The organism is Rhodanobacter sp. Root561 (assembly GCF_001427365.1).
Taxonomy (GTDB): Bacteria; Pseudomonadota; Gammaproteobacteria; order Xanthomonadales; family Rhodanobacteraceae; genus Rhodanobacter.
Window position 1 is genome coordinate 285171 of the sequence record NZ_LMGH01000013.1, and the last position, 15330, is coordinate 300500.

Consider the following 15330-nt stretch of genomic DNA (forward strand, 5'->3'; position numbering starts at 1 on the left):
CGTTGCGTGGGGATGGAAACCACGCTAGCGGCTACGGCGTACGCCACAGGTGAAGCAAGGGTCAGGGCGCATTTGACAGCGCGTCCACGCGCGCCCCGCGATAGTCCGCGCTCAACGCCAGGTTGTGCCGCCGTCGGCGTGGGAACGCGACGCGCCGGCGTTCTGGTCCAACCAACCCTCGCCGGAGAGCGCCCGCATGGCACGTCCCATCTGGACCGGAACCCTTTCGTTCGGCCTGCTCAACGTCCCCGTGTCGCTGATGTCCGGCGAGCGCAGCGTCGACCTGCATTTCCGCATGCTGGACAGCCGCAGCAACACGCCGGTGCGCTACGAGCGCGTCAATGCCGAAACCGGCGAAGAGGTGCCGTGGAAGGAGATCGTCAAGGCCTTCGAATACGCCAAGGGAAGCTACGTCGTGCTGGAGCCGGAGGACATCAAGTCCGCCGCCGCCGACGGACGCGAGGTGGTCGACGTGAAGGCCTTCGTCGAGGCCGATTCGATCGGCCCCGAGTATTTCGAGAAGCCGTACTTCCTGGTGCCCGGCAAGAAGGCGGAGAAGGGCTACGTGCTGCTGCGCGAAGTGCTCAAGCGCACCGGCCGCATCGGCATCGCGCGGGTGGTGATCCGCACCCGCGAATATCTTTCCGCGGTGATGCCGCGCGGCAATGCGCTGGTGCTGATGCTGCTGCGCTATCCGCAGGAGCTGGTCGACGCGGAGGATTACAAGATTCCCGAAGGCGCCGCGTCGCAATACCGGATCTCGCCCAGGGAGATCCAGATGGCCGAACAGCTGATCGAATCGATGAGCGACGAGTGGAATCCGGCCGAGTACCGCGACGAATTCCGCGACCGCCTGCGCAAGGTGATCGAGAAGCGGATGAAGTCGAAGGGTGTGGTGACCACCGAATCGGAAGACGAAGCCGACATGCCGGAGAACGCCACCACCAACGTGGTCGACTTCATGTCGCTGCTGCAGAAGAGCCTGGCAAGCAACAAGCGCACGCCCGCGAAGAAGACCGCGGCGAAATCCGCCGGCAAAACCGCCCGCGGCAAGAGCACGGACAAGCCGGCGGGCAAGTCGACGGCAGGGAAGAAGTCCGCCGCTAAAAAAACGCCTGCCAAAAAGCGCGCGGCCACCCGCAAGGCAGGTTGAGCGTTCGTGCGGGCATGCCGACGACGCGTCGATCCATCCGGCAGAAGCATCCTCGACATGCACGCTTCGGCAACGACGGGAGCGCCATACTGTTTGCCCTGGTTTTCAGTCTCACGGAGAAACACCATGGGCAACACGAATCTGCCACAGGCCGGCGCTGCGGACACCGGCAACAGCAGGGATACCCTGGGCGGAGCGGACCAGCTCACGGAGCGGCAGCGCAGGGAAGGCGATGACGGACAGGAGCTCACGCCCCCGGACCGGCCGAAAGACCCGCCCGTGAAAGCGGGCAGGGACGCAGACATGGCCGCTTATACGGGTCACGCCAACACGGGTCATTCCCCGTCGGATGCCACCTGAGAAACGCCGCCGCTGCCGCGCGCCAAAGCCGTCACGGTGCCGGGTAGGGATGTTGCTTCAACAAGCCCGCCAGATGCGCGGCATTGCAGGCCAGCGTGCGGATCGTGTCGGCGAGTTTCGGCGGCGTCTTCTCGAGATCGACGTAGTTGACGCTGCCCATCGCCTCGCCGACCCAGTAGGCGGAGCTGCCGCCGGGGATCGTGAAACCCACGTCGGCCAGCGCCTGGTAGAGCTCCGCGGTCACATGATGCGCGCCGTCCTCGTTACCCACCACGGCGACCACCGCGACGCGGCCGAAGGTGGGATAGCGCCCCTGTTCATCGATTTCGCCCAGGAACGCGTCCATCCGTTCCAGCACGCGCTTGGCCACGCTGGAAGGCTGGCCCATCCAGATCGGCGTGGCGAGCACCAGGATGTTGGCGTCCAGCACCTTGCGGCGCAGCGCAGGCCACGCGTCGCCGTCGCCTTCGTCGGTCTTCACGCCCGGCCTGACGTCGTGGTCGACGACGCGGGTATCGGATATGTCGACGCCGAACGAGTGCAGGTCCTGCAGAACCTGGTCGAGGATCTTCTGGGTCGACGAGGTTTCCGGACCACGCTTGAGCGTGCAGTTCATGCCGAATGCACGGAGACCGGACGCTGCGGATTCGCCGCGTTTTTCCATGATCGTTGCCTTGCAGCCTGGGGGATGACGACCGAGACTAGGGCGGGCGTTGTCACGCTCCGATGAACGCGCGAGCAGGACATCCCTTGGAAGATGAAGCGCCTCCCACCCGTCATGTCAGCCGCGGACGCACCTTCGTTTACGTGCTGCCGTGCCGCTACGAGGACATCCTCAAGGTCGGCTACTCGCGCGATCCGCTGGAGCGCTTCCGCACCCTGCATCGGCGCTTCTTCGAGTTCTTCGACCTGGATCGCGGCCTGCTGATCGACACCGAACGCCTGCGCGAGGCCCGCCAGGTCGAGCGCCTGTTCATCACCACGTTCGCCGAACAGCGGGCGCCGGCGCCGCTGGTGGTGCGCCAGGCCGCGGCGGGGTATACCGAATGGTTTCGCGGCATCGCACCCGAAGCCGAGGCATTGGCGCACCGGCTGCGCGACGAGCAGGGCTACACCTTGCACGCGCCGCTGGCCACGTGGCTGCGGGCACGCCAGGACGAACGCGCCGAGGCGCTGTTCGGTTGGTCCGCGCGCATGCTCGACGCGCTGGAGTACGAATACTTCAACGCGCCGGCCATGGCGGGAAGCGGCCGCGGCGCCGCGGCGCTGCGCGATACGCTGGACACCTGCGCAGCGCTTGGCATGGATCTGTCCGCGCTGGTGCCTGTCGAAGTGCTGGACTGGTATCGCAGCGCCGACTATTTCGGCTCGCGCTGAGCCGACGGCGTCGCCTGGTTGCCCCGGCATTCGGCGTGGCCGCAGTGGCAGCCCGAGGACTGGTCGGAGGTGGGCGATTCCACCCGCTTGCGGCAGTGTTCGCTGCAATAGGCGTCACCGGCGGGAATCGCGCAGGTGCAGGCGGGATGGGCGCAACGCTGCTTGTCGGTCGTGTTCATTCAGTGGCTCCCGGTTGATGTCGAGCCGGCCGCCGCGGGGGTGGCGGCCGTGGTGGCGCCAGCCGGGCGAGTGTGGTCGAAGCTGGCGTCCATGGCGGCGCGGTGGCTCATCGCATCGTCCCGTGCGGCAGGCATGTCCAGCTGATCCTGCAGCTGACGCGCCAGCTCCAGGTGCGTCTTCAGCGTGGGCAGGGTGGCCTGGGCAAACGCGCGCACCTCGGGGTCCTGCGTTCGCCCGGCTTCGGCGGTGAACAGCGCAACGGCTTTCTGATGATCCTTGACCATCGTCGCGGCCCATGCCTTGTCGAACTTCTTCGCGTCGAGCGCCTTCATGGCGCTGGCCGATTGTTGCGCCTCGTCGCCCGGCGCCGCGGGCAGGGCGACCTGTTTGGCCTGCGCCAACGCCCGCAGCTTGTCATTGGCCATGGTGTGGTCGTCCACGATGCGTTGGGCCAGCTGTTTCACGCTGGCCTGGGAGGACTTTTCCAGCGCAAGCTGCCCCATCGCGACTTCGGCCATGCCATCGCTGGCGGCGCTAGTCATGAACTTGCTGTCCGCGGCGTTGGCCCCCAGTGGGGTCTTGTCGCGGCCGGACTGGGCGCAGGCGGCGAAGGCAAGGCCGCACAGCAGCAGGCCAGCCGCCGCTCGCATGAAGGGTCGCATCAACATGATGGGCTTCCTCGTTTGCATGGGGAGCGTTGATGAAACCGCTTGCCACGGGAAGCGGGCGTGATGCCTGCGTGCAATGACGATGACGGGCGGCGCCTCGAATACCACTGGCGCTGGCCATGGCCACCACCGACAGCAGAGTCTGTCGACCGCAGGGCTTGGGCAGAATGTCGCGTTCAGCTCGCGCGCTTCGGCGAAGGCTCGCTGTTGGCCGAGGTGGGCACGATGGACCTGCGCAGGCCATCGTCGCGCAGCGTGCGGATGAACGAAGTTTCCATCTTGCCGCGACCCAGGTGCATGTCGCTCATCAGGACGCCGACATCCGGCTGCCGCCACGATCACCTCATAGGCGGCGTGATCCAGCGACAGCACAGCGAGCTCGCGAATGTCGGCGTCGTCTTCGACCAGAAGAACCCGGCTGGCGAGCATGGAGCTGACCCCTGATTGTCAAGCTCGCATGAAGATTGCATCGCAATCAAAGCGTCGCCGGAACGTGGATGAAACACCCGCGTTCAGGACTCGCGCGAGATGTTCACGGAAGACGTCGATGCGCAACGCCCATGCACGCCGGCTTGCCGCCACGCCATCAGCGGCGGCGTGGTGATGCCATGCAGGACGATGCTCAGCACCACCGTGGTGATCACGAATTCCGCCACCACCGATGTCGCAGTCGACCCCAGGCCATGCGTGGCGGCGTAGGCCAGGTAGTTCAGGCTGCCGATGCCACGGATGCCGATCCATCCGATCAGCAGGCGTCGCGAACGGGGGACCTGCGAACCGATTGTGGCGAGCCAGGTCGCCAGCGGTCGCACCACGGCAAACAGCAGCAGCGCCAGCAGCGCGGCGGCGGGGTGCCAGTGGTTGGCGAACGCGGCGCCGAGCAGGAAGACCAGCGCGGCAGCGATCAGCCGCTCAAGCGTATCGCCGAAGGAGAGCGCATCCGATACCACCATGCCCATCGACGCCACCGGCTTGCGTGCCTGTTCCGGGTTGCGGCGGCGGGGATCGATGAGCACTTCGGCTGGCGGATGGGTTGCCGTCCCGCGATCGTCGTCCTTGCCGGGATCCGGATGCGGGTGGCGCCTGACCACGTGCAGCTCCACGTGGCGCAGGCCGAGTCCCGCGGCGAAGGCGGCCAGGAAACCCGAGGCTGACAGCGCCGTGGCCGCGGCATACGAAAGCGCCATCAGGGCCAGCGCCAGAACATCATTCGGCGTGACATCCGCGCTGGCGGTCTTCATCCGCACGCCGATCCAGCCGATGAGCCAGCCCAGCGCAAAACCGATGCTCAGGCCGCCGGCCAGCGGCCAGGCAAAGTCCAGACCCAGCCATTTTCCCAGCGCGGTGGCCGAGCCATGGTCGCCCAGCAACAGCAAGGCCAGCACCACGAAGGGCAGGGCGGTGCCGTCGTTCAGGCCGGCCTCTCCGGACAGCGCGAGGCGCAGGCGATCGCGATCGCTGGCGTCGTCAACCGCGACCATGCTGGCCAGCACCGGATCGGTGGGCGCGAGGATCGCGCCAATCAGCATGGCCAGTGGCCACGGTAGCGCGAACAGCCAGTGCGCCACCACGCCTACGCCTGCCACGGTCAGCACCATCGCGGGCAAGGCCAGTCGCGCGGCGGTGCGCCAGGACGGATCGGAAAAGCCCAGGCGCAGCTTCAGCCCGGTCATGAACAACGACACCACCAGCGCGATCTCGGTCAGCCGGGCGATGCCGTGCGCGTGCGCGGTGAGCTCGATGTCCAGCAGCTTCAGGCACCAGGGGCCGGCCACGATGCCGGCGGCGAGGTACAGGCTGAAGGTGGTCACCGGCAGATGCCTGATCCAGCCCGACGCCAGCGACATCAGCAACAGGAGGAATCCGATGGATGCGGTCCAGCCAAGCAGGTTCATGGAGCGGCCGTTCGAGGGTGCTGCACGAGCATGTCTTCCCCGCCATGAAATTCGCGGCAAACGCGGGCGCGAAGAGCAAGCCGCCGCTACGACAGCGACGCCTTCAGCGCCGCCGCGAGCGCGGCGTCCCCGTTGAGCAGATCCTTCCAGGCGAGCGTCACGCCCTTGCGGTGTCCCTTTTCCACCAGCTTCAGCCCGGCGGGATCGATGCTCAGCGTGTAACGGCGATCGTCGATCGCCAGTTCGCGTCGCAGCAGTTTGTTCAGCGGAGTCATCGGCGAGTCCTCGTGGCGGATGCCCGAGTTTCGATCCAGCCGCGAGGCCGGCCCGGGCGACGGCACTCACGAAGGCATTGCATGAATATCACGCGGGCTGGGCGCGCAAGAGGCGAGGATCGGCAGCACCTCGCACGGGAGACCGGTCATGCATCCATACCGTCCAGCCGCAGCCGTGGCCGCCAACACACCAGGCGATCCCGAGTACCGGCCGCCCGATCCGCCGCCGCCCACCTATCCCGATCCCGGCGAACCCTCGCCCCAGGCCCCGGCCGAGCCCGAAGTGCCGCCGCCTGATCCACCGGCCGATCCGCCGCAACCGCCCACCCGTGCGTGATCCGGTCCCCGCGCTCCGGGCGCTGTTCCGCCGCGGCCGCGCATCGATGGTTTCGAAACCTTGCCACGCGGAGTATCGACATGAAAGCCGACCCCACATGCAGCCATTCGCCGTCCTCGGTGCCGCCGGTGCTGGACGGCCGTCATCCACCGATTCCCGAGCCGCTCGAATGGCAGAAACACCTGCCCGACGCAGCGGACCCGGACGCCTCGCGCCGCATCCCGCGGCGGCGCCCGGCCACGAAGCAACCAGCCGCGAAGCAAGGCGAACGCGCGAAGCAAGGAGAACGCTAGACGCGGGCGCTGGCGGATGGCGCCTCACGCGAGGTGCTCGCCGCGCACGCGGAAAGCCAGGCTGATGCGCGGACCCACCGGCGTGCGCTGCTTGGGAATCGCGTGGTCATAGTGCAGTTGGGTGTCCCAGCTCATCACCAGCAGGCTGCCGGCTTCCAGGTCGATGTGCAGCACCCGGCGCGGCGGCTGCCTGGCCCGCACGGTCAGGCGGCGCGTGGCGCCCAGCGAGAGCAGGGCGATCGGCTCGCCGCGCACCAGGTCGGCCAGCTTGTCGTTGTGCGGCGCGACGCTGTCGCGTTCATCGCGATAGAGGTTGAGTCCCACGCTGTCGAACGGCGCGCCGATCGCGGCGGTCGTCACGTCGCGAGCCTCCTGCAGCGCCTTGGGCAGTGCGGGATCGTTCAGCCGGAAATGGGCTCGCAGGCGCGGTACGTCCACCTCGCGCTCGTACATCAGTCGCGTCCCGCCCTTCCACTGCACGCCGGTCTGCAGTTGCTCGAACCAGCGCCCCGCAGTCTCCCCATCCACCAGCTCCGGGGTGAGCACGATGCGACCGCTGGCGTCGTCCAGCAGCCGTTGCGGGCCACGGTCGAACAGGCTCAGTTGCGCCATGACGGCGTGCTCGCTAGTCCGGTGATCACGACTGGTGCTCGCGGATCAGGGTGATCCGCCCATTGGGTTCGAGTCGCGCGGTGATGACGGTGGCTTCGTTCTCCAGCCCCGCGGCATGCAGTGCCCGTTCGAACGCCGCTTCGGGCAAATTGCAGCGGCGCAGGGCTTCCGGGCTGCGCTGGCCGTTGCGGGCAAGGATCGACGGCCAGCCTTCGACCAGGCGATTGAGCGGGGCGCTGCGCGTGCAGATCCAGGCCAGGCCGCGATCGACCGCCAGGATGCTGGCCACCGCGATGATGCCGCCGAGGAAGGAGGTATCCGAACCGATGATGGAAGTGCGCATCGTTCCGCCGACGAGGATCAGCACCACCACGTCGAAAGCCGACATCTCGCCGAACGAGCGCTTGCCGGCCAGGCGCAGCAGGCACAGCAGGATGAGATAGACCGCCGCGCCACGCAGCGCGAAATGCCACCACGGCATGGACAAGTGCATCAGCGAATTCATCGAACCGACTCCTGCGGGCCACGGGTGCACGAGGCTACCGCCGCGATGGCGCCAGGCAGTGTGAAGAAACGGCAGGGCGTGCGTTGGTGCTATCGGCGTGGTGCTTGCTTCACGGGGCCCGGTGCCGGCCTTCGGCCTCGATCATGTGGCGCCGCGTGCGCCAGGTTTCGGCGGTCTGCGGCTTGATGAACAGCGAGACGATTTCCGGGTGGGCCTGCTTGGCCTGCTTCTCGATGCGGTTGATGCAGGCCTCGATCTGCGGCGTGGTCAGCGCATCCTCGAACTCGGCGCTCAGCGTGGCGACCACCTGGCTCGGCCCCATCTGCACGGTCAGCACGCCGTTGGCGCAACGCACGCCGGCGTCGCCCGCCGCGATGGCGAGAATCGCCTCGCCCACCACCGGATGGGCGGGTTCGCCGATCAGCAGTCCCTTGGTCTCGCGGGCCAGCAGCAGCGCCGACAGCGACAGCACGGCGGCAATGCCGATCGAGGCGACGCCATCCAGCACGGGCTGGGCGAGCAGTTGCGCGCTGACCAGCCCGGCCAGCGCCACCAGCAGACCCAGCAAGGCCGCGCTGTCTTCCAGCAGCACGGTGAACGTGGCGGGGTCCTTGCTGAGGCGGAACGCCTCGAAGTAACCCAGCCTGCCCTTGCGCGCGCGGAACTCGCGCAGCGCCACCCACCACGAGCTGCCTTCGAACACGAACGACACCGCCAGCACCAGGTAATTCATCAGCGGCCGTGCGACCGGTTCGGGCTGGCGGATGTGCATCACGCCCTCGTAGAACGACACGCCCGCGCCCATCGCCAGCACCAGCAGGGCCACGATGAAACTCCAGAAATACAGCTCCCTGCCATAACCGAACGGGTGGGTGCGATCCGGTGGCCGCGCCGCGCGGCGCAAGCCGTAGAGGAGCAGCAATTCGTTGACCGTGTCGACCAGCGAATGCACGCCTTCGCTGAGCATCGCCGAGCTGCCGGTGATTCCGGCAGCCACGAACTTGGCGATCGCGATCATCAGGTTGCCGCCCAGGGCGACAAGGACCACCTTGTGCGAGCCGGACGCGGGCACCGGTCAGTCGTCCGTGTACAGCTTCTGGCAGCGCAGGCAGAAGAAACTGCGACGATGGGTCTTGCCCAGGTACGCGCGCTGCAGCGGAATGTCGTGGCGCGGGCAACGCCCGCGGTTGTGCACCAGCCAGTGCCTGGCCAGCACGAAGGCCTTTTTCCAGGCCAGGAATTCGAACGCGTAGACGCGGGCCTGCTCCACCAGCTGGGCCAGCTTGTACGGCGACAGCGCGCCGATGGTGGAAAGCGGGTGGACGCGGATGCGGAACAGCACCTCGTTCTTGATGATGTTGCCGACGCCGGCGAACACGGTCTGGTCGAGCAGGGCGTCGCACACCAGGGTATGCGGCATGGCGCGCAGCTTCGCCCTGGCCAGTTTCGGGTCCCAGTGCTCCGACATCACGTCGCCGCGCCAGTCGTACAACTCGTCGAGCCTGCCTTCCAGCAGGCGCACCGAGCAGTTGTAGAAGTTCAGCTCGCCCTCGTCGAAACCGAGGCCGAGTCGCGGCGCGATGTCCCGTTCTTCGTCGATGCGGTAGCTGCCGAACATCAGCAGGTGGACGCGCACGTTCAGCTCGCCGGACAGCTCGATGAGGAACTGCTTGCCGAAGCTGCGCAAGGCCAGCACCCGGCGACCGGGCAGGCGCTGCAGGTCGATCTTCGCGTTGCCGGTGGCGCGCCGGATGGTGCGCCCGGCGAACGCGGCTGCCTGTTCGCGCAGGATGACGATGGAAGGGCCTTCCGGCATCGATGCTTCCGCACATGAGGATGGCCATCGTGCAACGGGCAACGAGCAGGAAAGGTGAAGCGCTCAGAGCCTGTGAAGAAAACCGCTTCCTGTGGTTTTCTTCTATCGCACGTCCGGTACGCGCCCGGACGTGCTCACGTCCGTGGCATCGCCCAGTCGCGACCTCAGCTCCAGCGCGTTGGCTACCGCGTGACCCAGTGCCGTGTTGTCGAAGATGCACCAGTGCCGGCAGGGCTCCGGGTCGGGGCGTCCCAGGCGGCGCTCGATCCGGCGCAGGGCCGCTTCGGAGTACGTGTCGTAATAGATCCGCGGCGAACCGTGCAGACGGAAGTACTGCAGACGGCGATCGCCCGCCGGCACGGCAGCGCGAGGGCGCCGGGCGGGATCGGCGGCCACCCGCGCGACGCCGCGTTCGCGCAAGGCGCGGCTCACGGCAGGATGGAACCACGACGGATGCCGCGGCTCGCAGGCCACCGGACCTGCGTGCAGGCGCAGCAGCTGATCGAGGAACGGCAGCACCTCCAGCGGCTTGTAGACGAGGCTTGGCGGCAATTGCAGCAGCAGACAACCCAGCTTCACGCCGAGCTCATCGACCTGAGCCAGAAAATCCCGCAATGCCGGTTCGGCGTGGCGCAGGCGGGCTTCATGGCTGATGGTGCGGGGCATCTTCACCGCGAAACGGAAATCCCGCGGCACGCTGGCCGCCCAGCGCCGCCATGTGGCCGGTCGATGCGGGCGATAGAACGACGAATTGATCTCCACACAGTTGAAGCGCTGCGCATAGCGTTCGAGATGGCTGCTTCCCGCGGGGAAGCGATCGGCGTGGGCGGCAGGGATCGACCAGCCGGCGCAGCCGATCAACAGCTCGGGTCGACACATCGTGTGAACAGTCACGGCAGCATGCTTGGCGGGGCGGGAAGGGCGGGCGTTATAGTTGAAGATCGAAGATTGAAGACGCCGCGTGAGAGGGTCGTGAATGCCTCACGCGACCCGGCGACACCACGCCGTGGGTGAGTCTTCGAATCGGATCGACAAGCATGAAACATGGGCATGGGGTTATCCGAATGGCTGGGACGGTTGCCGCGGGCGGGGATTTCACCGGATCTTTCCAGGCATTGCTGGAGGCGATGCCGATGCCTGCCTATCTGTGCGATGGCAGCGGCGTGGTGCTTGCCTGCAATGCGAAGGCCGCCCGGCTGTGGGGCGATGCCCTGCGGATCGGCGGCAGCGACCACGCGTTGTGGACCGCGGCCGGGGCATCGCCGCATGCAGCACAGGCCAGCGATGTTGCGGATGACATCGACATCGTGCTGGAAGCCGCCGCCGGCGAGCGACTGCGCGCTTCGCTCAGCGTCTCGGCCGTGACGGGCGGCGAGCTTCCTTCCGGCGTTCTGCTGAAGTGCTTCCAGCTGGCTCGTGCCAGCGACGACGCGGAAGACCTTTTCGAGAACGGCGCGGTGGGGTTGCGGCTGGTGGCGGCGGACGGCACGATACTGCGCGCGAACCGGACGGAACTGGACCTGCTTGGCTACCGGCGCGACGAATACGTGGGCCACAAGCTGGGCGAGTTCGATGCCGACGGCGACCACCTGGCCCGGCTGCTCGAACGGGTTCGCGCGGGTGAATCGGTGGACCGGTATCCGGCCCGGCTGGTGGGTGCGGACGGTCGCGTGCGGCACGTGCAGATCAGCTCCAGCGGCCGCTTTGCCGATGGCCAGTTCGTCCACTCGCGCTGCTTCACCGTCGACGTCTCCGGGCAGGAGCAACTGAGCCGGACGATCCGCAAGCGCGAGCAGTTTTCCGGCCAGGTGCTGCAGGCCCTGCCGGTGGCGGTCTACACCACCGATGCCGCAGGCAGGCTCACCTTCTTCAACGAGGCGGCGATCGATCTCGCCGGATGGCGCCCCTCGCTGGGCGAGAACTGGGCGGCCTCGTGGAAACTGTCCGGACTGGACGGTACGCCGCTGCCTCAAGAGCAGTATCCGATGGCCATCGCGCTCCGCGAGGCACGGCCGTTGCACGGCGAGATGGTGGTGGCCGAACGGTCCGATGGCAGCCGGCTCACGCTGGCGACTTACCCCACGCCGCTGTTCGATGACGACGGCAGCCTCAGCGGCGGCGTGAACATGCTGCTCGACGTCACCGGACAAAAGGAAGCCGAGCAAGCCCTGCAGGGGCGCAACGCCCGGCTGGAACAGCGCGTGTCCGAACGCATCCGGGTGGCGGAAACGACGTCGATGAACCTGCATCGCAGCGAGCGCAATTTCGCCCTGCTGGTGGGCAGCGTGATCGACTACGCGATCTACATGCTCGATCCGCAGGGCGTGATCACCAACTGGAACGCCGGCGCCGAACGCATCAAGGGATACACCGCCGAAGAGGTCATCGGCACGCATTTCTCCCGCTTCTACACGCCCGAGGATTGCGCCAGGGGCATGCCGGCGGCCGCCCTGGAGACCGCCCGCCGCGAAGGACGCTACAACGCGGAAGGGTGGCGCGTGCGCAAGGATGGCAGCCGCTTCTGGGCCAACGTGGTGGTCGATCCGATCCACGACGGCGGCAGACTGATCGGTTTTGCCAAGATCACCCGCGACGTCACCGAGCGGATGCAGGCCGAGACGGCGCTGGTGGAAAGCGAATACCTGGCTCGCGGCGTGATCGACACCGCGCTGGACGGCTTCGCGCAACTGGACGAGGGCGGCCTGATCGTCCGCTGGAATCCGCGCGCGGAAAGCCTGTTCGGCTGGCAGCGGGAACAGGCCATCGGTCAGCCACTGTCCGCCCTGGTGGTGGCGGAGCCGGACCGCCAGCGTTTCGAGGACAGCCTGCGCTCGCCGTCCGCGCGTGGTGCCTCGGGCGCGGCCGTGCGGCCGATCGAGATGATCAGTCGTGATGGTCGCAGGATTCCGGTGGAGATCAGCGTCAGCTCGCTGTCCCTGCACCAGGGCTACCGCACCAACATCTTCATCCGCGACCTCAGCGAGAAGGTGCTGATCGAGGCGCAACTGCGCCAGGCGCAGAAGATGGAGGCGGTGGGCCAGCTGACCGGCGGGCTTGCCCACGACTTCAACAATCTTCTGCAGGGGATCATCGGTTCGCTCGACCTGATCCAGCTGCGGGTGGATGCGGGCAGGACGGGCGAGGTGACGCGTTTCGTCGATGGCGCGTTGAACTCGGCCAACCGCGCGGCGGCAATGACCCATCGGCTGCTGGCCTTTTCGCGCCGCCAGCCACTGGACCCGCGACCCGTACAGGCCAATCCGCTGATGCTGTCGATGGCCGACCTGCTGCAACGCACTCTGGGTGAACAAATCGGCCTGGAATTCGATCTGGCGCCCGACCTGTGGCCGACGCTGTGCGACCCCAACCAGCTCGAAAGCGCCGTACTGAACCTGTCGATCAATGCCCGCGACGCGATGCCCGAGGGTGGCCGGCTGATCATCCGCTCGCGCAACGTGACCGTCGATGACGTCAAGACGCGCCAGTGGCACGAAGTGAACAGCGACCGCTACATCTGCATCGAGGTCGTCGACACCGGCGCCGGCATGAGCCCCGAGGTGATCGACCGCGCGTTCGAGCCCTTCTTCACCACCAAGGCGGTGGGCCAGGGTACGGGACTGGGCCTGTCGATGGTGTACGGGTTTGCGCGGCAGTCAAACGGCTACTGCGACATCCGCAGTACGCCGGGCCAGGGCAGCACCGTGGTGCTGTATCTGCCGTATCACCTGGACGAGGCCGGGCAGGAAACCTCACCGGCGACACGGCACGCGCCGGCCACGCCCGGCCATGGCGAGATCGTGCTGGTGGTGGAGGATGAAGAGGTGGTGCGCCACGTGGTGGTCGAGGTGCTGCATCAACTGGGCTACATGGTGCTGGAGGCCGCCGACGGCGAAGCAGGGCTGGCCGCGCTGAGGTCCTGCGAAGACGTCCACCTGCTGATTTCCGACATCGGCCTGCCCGGCATGAACGGTCGGGCCCTGGCCGATGCGTCGCGGGCCCTGCGGCCCGACCTCAAGGTCCTGCTGATGACCGGCTACGCGTCCGATGCCTCGGCATCCGAAGGGTTTGCCGCGGGGATGGAGCTGATCACCAAGCCGTTCACCGTCGAGGCGCTGGCCAGCCGGCTGCGCAGGATGCTGGGGGATTCCCGGGCGCGAGACTTGTCCTGAGCGCGTGAAACGCGCGGTCGGTCAGCGAACCGCCGGCGGCCCAAGCCGACGTCAGGCCAGCAGATCACCTACGGCCTTGCACAGCGACTTCATGTCCAGCGGCTTCGACATCATCCGGACGCCGGGGAACTCCACCGCCAGTGCCTGCAGGTCGCCGCCCGACATCACCATGAATGGCACGCTCCGCTGCTGCAGCGCGAGCATCACCGGATGCGCGGTCTCGCCACGCAGCCCCACGTCGAGCAGCGCCGCATCGAAGTCGGTGCTCTCGATGTCGCCCAGCGCGTCGATGAGCGAGAGGTCGACGAACACCTCCAGCCCCATGTCGCGCAAGCTGTCTTCCACCACCATGGCAACGACGGGATCGTCCTCGACCACGAGGATCCGCTTTCCTTTTTCGAACGACATCATCCCCGGCCCCAGCGCTCGTGCATTTCCTGACGAGTGTAAGCCTTCCCGAGGAAAACGGAATGCTGATCATGCCGGGCGGAATTGCGCGATGGGTTCGCGCCGCTGCGGTCATCGGCGCGGTCATCGGGTCGTCGGGTAGCCAGGGGAAAGCGGACGAACGGTGCTGAAGGCCATCGACGGCACCACGCGATCCATCAGACGCGGTGGGAAGGGTTCATCCCCGATCCGACTTCAACTGCTTGACCAGCTCGGCCTTGCGCATCGCCATCTTTTCGCCAAGCGACGCCAGGGTCGCCTTGTCGAGCAACTTCTTCGCACGGGGGAACATCTCCTTCTCTTCCTCGTCCCCGTGGTGGGTCACCAGCTCCTTGAGGACCTTGGCGCGTCCGGAGAACTTCTCGTTGCCCACGGGCGTGGCCAGCAGATCGGGCAGCACCAGGTCGCCGGCGGCCCGGTGTTCCTCCAGCGCCTCGAAGTACATCTTGTCGTCATCGGACTGGTCGCCGCGGGCCTTGAACGCGGGATAGAAGATCTCTTCCTCGATGGTGGTGTGGGCCTTCAGCTCCACCCGAATCTTCTCCAGCAGTTCGGTGCGCTTCTTGACGCCGCGGGGCGTGCTTTGTGCCAGTTCCTCAAGCAGCTTTTCCACCGCATCGTGGTCGTTCTTGAGCAGGGTGATCGCGTCCATGGGGAGCTCCGGTTGGGGGAAAGCCGACGATGCCCACCCGCCGGTGAATGGGTCGTGCAAGTTTTGCGCAGACGGCGTCACGTCGGCGCGGGGCTTTCCGTTTGCGCAGGTCGGTCGGCACATGCTCTAGACAGAACGCACATCGGGATTTAACCGCCCGGCTGGCACGCTGCGACCCCCTCCCGCAGCAGAGACGCCCATGTCCAGCCATGACCGCAAAGATCCGGCACATCCCGATTGCAAGGACACCCCGGCCGCGCCGGAAACGCCGGCCATGCGTGCGCAACGCAAGGCCAGGGAAAGCGACAATCAGGACGAGGCGCTGGAAGAAACCTTCCCGGCCAGCGATCCGGTTTCGCCCTTCGTGCCGGCGAAGGTGCCCGAGGTCGAGGCGACGGACGCCACCAAGGGTCATGGCATCGTCCATGAAGGACGCCGTCACGACCTGGCACTAATCCGCTCCCAGATGGACCCGGACCTGCTGGAGCGGATACGGGGCGAGGGCTACAGCGACCAGGAGTTCTTCAACGCCTACCTGATCGCCCACGCCGACAAGTACGGCGAGCGCTTCACGGTGCGCTGAAGGCGGCC

Annotated in this window: 20 protein-coding genes; 7 read left to right on the forward strand and 13 right to left on the reverse strand. The window is 67.0% G+C overall.

What is annotated here, in order from left to right; all coding sequences use genetic code 11:
* Positions 1-196 precede the first annotated feature (196 nt).
* Together ASD55_RS13495 and ASD55_RS13500 are read left to right on the forward strand one after the other, a co-directional pair.
* Positions 197-1153, forward strand: coding sequence for a Ku protein (locus tag ASD55_RS13495; RefSeq protein WP_056715577.1), 957 nt, complete (start codon positions 197-199; stop codon positions 1151-1153).
* Positions 1154-1279: 126 nt separating this feature from the next.
* The gene (locus ASD55_RS13500) at positions 1280-1513 is read left to right on the forward strand and encodes a hypothetical protein (protein WP_056766840.1); all 234 of its coding nucleotides are present in this window, start codon (positions 1280-1282) and stop codon (positions 1511-1513) included.
* Positions 1514-1544: 31 nt separating this feature from the next.
* Here ASD55_RS13500 and ASD55_RS13505 read toward each other — a convergent pair whose 3' ends face one another.
* The gene (locus ASD55_RS13505; RefSeq protein WP_235577817.1) at positions 1545-2129 is read right to left on the reverse strand and encodes an NAD(P)H-dependent oxidoreductase; all 585 of its coding nucleotides are present in this window, start codon (positions 2127-2129) and stop codon (positions 1545-1547) included.
* A 134-nt stretch (positions 2130-2263) separates the two neighbouring features.
* Between ASD55_RS13505 and ASD55_RS13510 the strand changes: the two genes are divergently transcribed.
* Complete coding sequence (locus ASD55_RS13510) at positions 2264-2890, forward strand: GIY-YIG nuclease family protein (protein ID WP_056715566.1); 627 nt, start codon at positions 2264-2266, stop codon at positions 2888-2890.
* Here ASD55_RS13510 and ASD55_RS13515 read toward each other — a convergent pair.
* The 5 genes from ASD55_RS13515 to ASD55_RS13530 all read right to left on the reverse strand — a co-directional run bounded on the left by ASD55_RS13515 (position 2872) and on the right by ASD55_RS13530 (position 5908).
* A complete protein-coding gene (locus tag ASD55_RS13515; RefSeq protein WP_056715563.1) occupies positions 2872-3069 on the reverse strand; it encodes a hypothetical protein in 198 nt (65 codons plus the stop codon). The two genes, ASD55_RS13510 and ASD55_RS13515, sit on opposite strands and share 19 nt — an antisense overlap.
* Positions 3070-3738 carry a DUF4142 domain-containing protein gene (locus ASD55_RS13520; protein WP_056766842.1) on the reverse strand — a complete coding sequence of 223 codons (669 nt, stop codon included), beginning with the start codon at positions 3736-3738 and terminating at the stop codon, positions 3070-3072.
* A gap of 176 nt (positions 3739-3914) precedes the next feature.
* Positions 3915-4046 carry a hypothetical protein gene (locus tag ASD55_RS18945; RefSeq protein WP_255357483.1) on the reverse strand — a complete coding sequence of 44 codons (132 nt, stop codon included), beginning with the start codon at positions 4044-4046 and terminating at the stop codon, positions 3915-3917.
* A 204-nt stretch (positions 4047-4250) separates the two neighbouring features.
* Positions 4251-5633, reverse strand: a complete 1383-nt coding sequence (locus ASD55_RS13525; RefSeq protein WP_056766844.1) for a cation:proton antiporter — start codon at positions 5631-5633, stop codon at positions 4251-4253.
* An 86-nt stretch (positions 5634-5719) separates the two neighbouring features.
* Positions 5720-5908 carry a hypothetical protein gene (locus ASD55_RS13530; RefSeq protein ID WP_056715608.1) on the reverse strand — a complete coding sequence of 63 codons (189 nt, stop codon included), beginning with the start codon at positions 5906-5908 and terminating at the stop codon, positions 5720-5722.
* Positions 5909-6056: 148 nt separating this feature from the next.
* Between ASD55_RS13530 and ASD55_RS18500 the strand changes: the two genes are divergently transcribed.
* Together ASD55_RS18500 and ASD55_RS13535 are read left to right on the forward strand one after the other, a co-directional pair.
* Positions 6057-6245 carry a hypothetical protein gene (locus tag ASD55_RS18500; protein WP_157599008.1) on the forward strand — a complete coding sequence of 63 codons (189 nt, stop codon included), beginning with the start codon at positions 6057-6059 and terminating at the stop codon, positions 6243-6245.
* An 80-nt stretch (positions 6246-6325) separates the two neighbouring features.
* Entirely contained in the window at positions 6326-6538 is a 213-nt protein-coding gene (locus tag ASD55_RS13535) for a hypothetical protein (RefSeq protein WP_056766846.1), read from the forward strand.
* 24 nt (positions 6539-6562) lie between these two features.
* On the opposite strand, the gene ASD55_RS13540 is transcribed toward ASD55_RS13535, so the two are convergent.
* The 5 genes from ASD55_RS13540 to ASD55_RS13560 form a co-directional block, all read right to left on the reverse strand.
* Complete coding sequence (locus ASD55_RS13540; protein WP_056766847.1) at positions 6563-7150, reverse strand: alpha-ketoglutarate-dependent dioxygenase AlkB; 588 nt, start codon at positions 7148-7150, stop codon at positions 6563-6565.
* A gap of 25 nt (positions 7151-7175) precedes the next feature.
* A complete protein-coding gene (locus ASD55_RS13545; RefSeq protein ID WP_056715552.1) occupies positions 7176-7655 on the reverse strand; it encodes a YetF domain-containing protein in 480 nt (159 codons plus the stop codon).
* A 109-nt stretch (positions 7656-7764) separates the two neighbouring features.
* Positions 7765-8673, reverse strand: a complete 909-nt coding sequence (locus ASD55_RS13550; RefSeq protein WP_235577829.1) for a cation diffusion facilitator family transporter — start codon at positions 8671-8673, stop codon at positions 7765-7767.
* 57 nt (positions 8674-8730) lie between these two features.
* Entirely contained in the window at positions 8731-9471 is a 741-nt protein-coding gene (locus tag ASD55_RS13555) for a DNA-formamidopyrimidine glycosylase family protein (RefSeq protein ID WP_056766849.1), read from the reverse strand.
* Between the two features lie 102 nt (positions 9472-9573).
* Positions 9574-10350 carry a DUF72 domain-containing protein gene (locus tag ASD55_RS13560; protein ID WP_056766851.1) on the reverse strand — a complete coding sequence of 259 codons (777 nt, stop codon included), beginning with the start codon at positions 10348-10350 and terminating at the stop codon, positions 9574-9576.
* A 185-nt stretch (positions 10351-10535) separates the two neighbouring features.
* Between ASD55_RS13560 and ASD55_RS13565 the strand changes: the two genes are divergently transcribed.
* Positions 10536-13640 carry a PAS domain S-box protein gene (locus tag ASD55_RS13565; RefSeq protein WP_255357484.1) on the forward strand — a complete coding sequence of 1035 codons (3105 nt, stop codon included), beginning with the start codon at positions 10536-10538 and terminating at the stop codon, positions 13638-13640.
* A 51-nt stretch (positions 13641-13691) separates the two neighbouring features.
* On the opposite strand, the gene ASD55_RS13570 is transcribed toward ASD55_RS13565, so the two are convergent.
* A complete protein-coding gene (locus tag ASD55_RS13570) occupies positions 13692-14048 on the reverse strand; it encodes a response regulator (protein ID WP_082542793.1) in 357 nt (118 codons plus the stop codon).
* A gap of 217 nt (positions 14049-14265) precedes the next feature.
* Positions 14266-14739, reverse strand: a complete 474-nt coding sequence (locus ASD55_RS13575) for a hemerythrin domain-containing protein (protein ID WP_056766856.1) — start codon at positions 14737-14739, stop codon at positions 14266-14268.
* Between the two features lie 199 nt (positions 14740-14938).
* Between ASD55_RS13575 and ASD55_RS13580 the strand changes: the two genes are divergently transcribed.
* On the forward strand, positions 14939-15322 hold the full coding sequence (locus ASD55_RS13580) for a hypothetical protein (RefSeq protein WP_056766858.1): 384 nt from the start codon (positions 14939-14941) through the stop codon (positions 15320-15322).
* Positions 15323-15330: the final 8 nt, after the last annotated feature.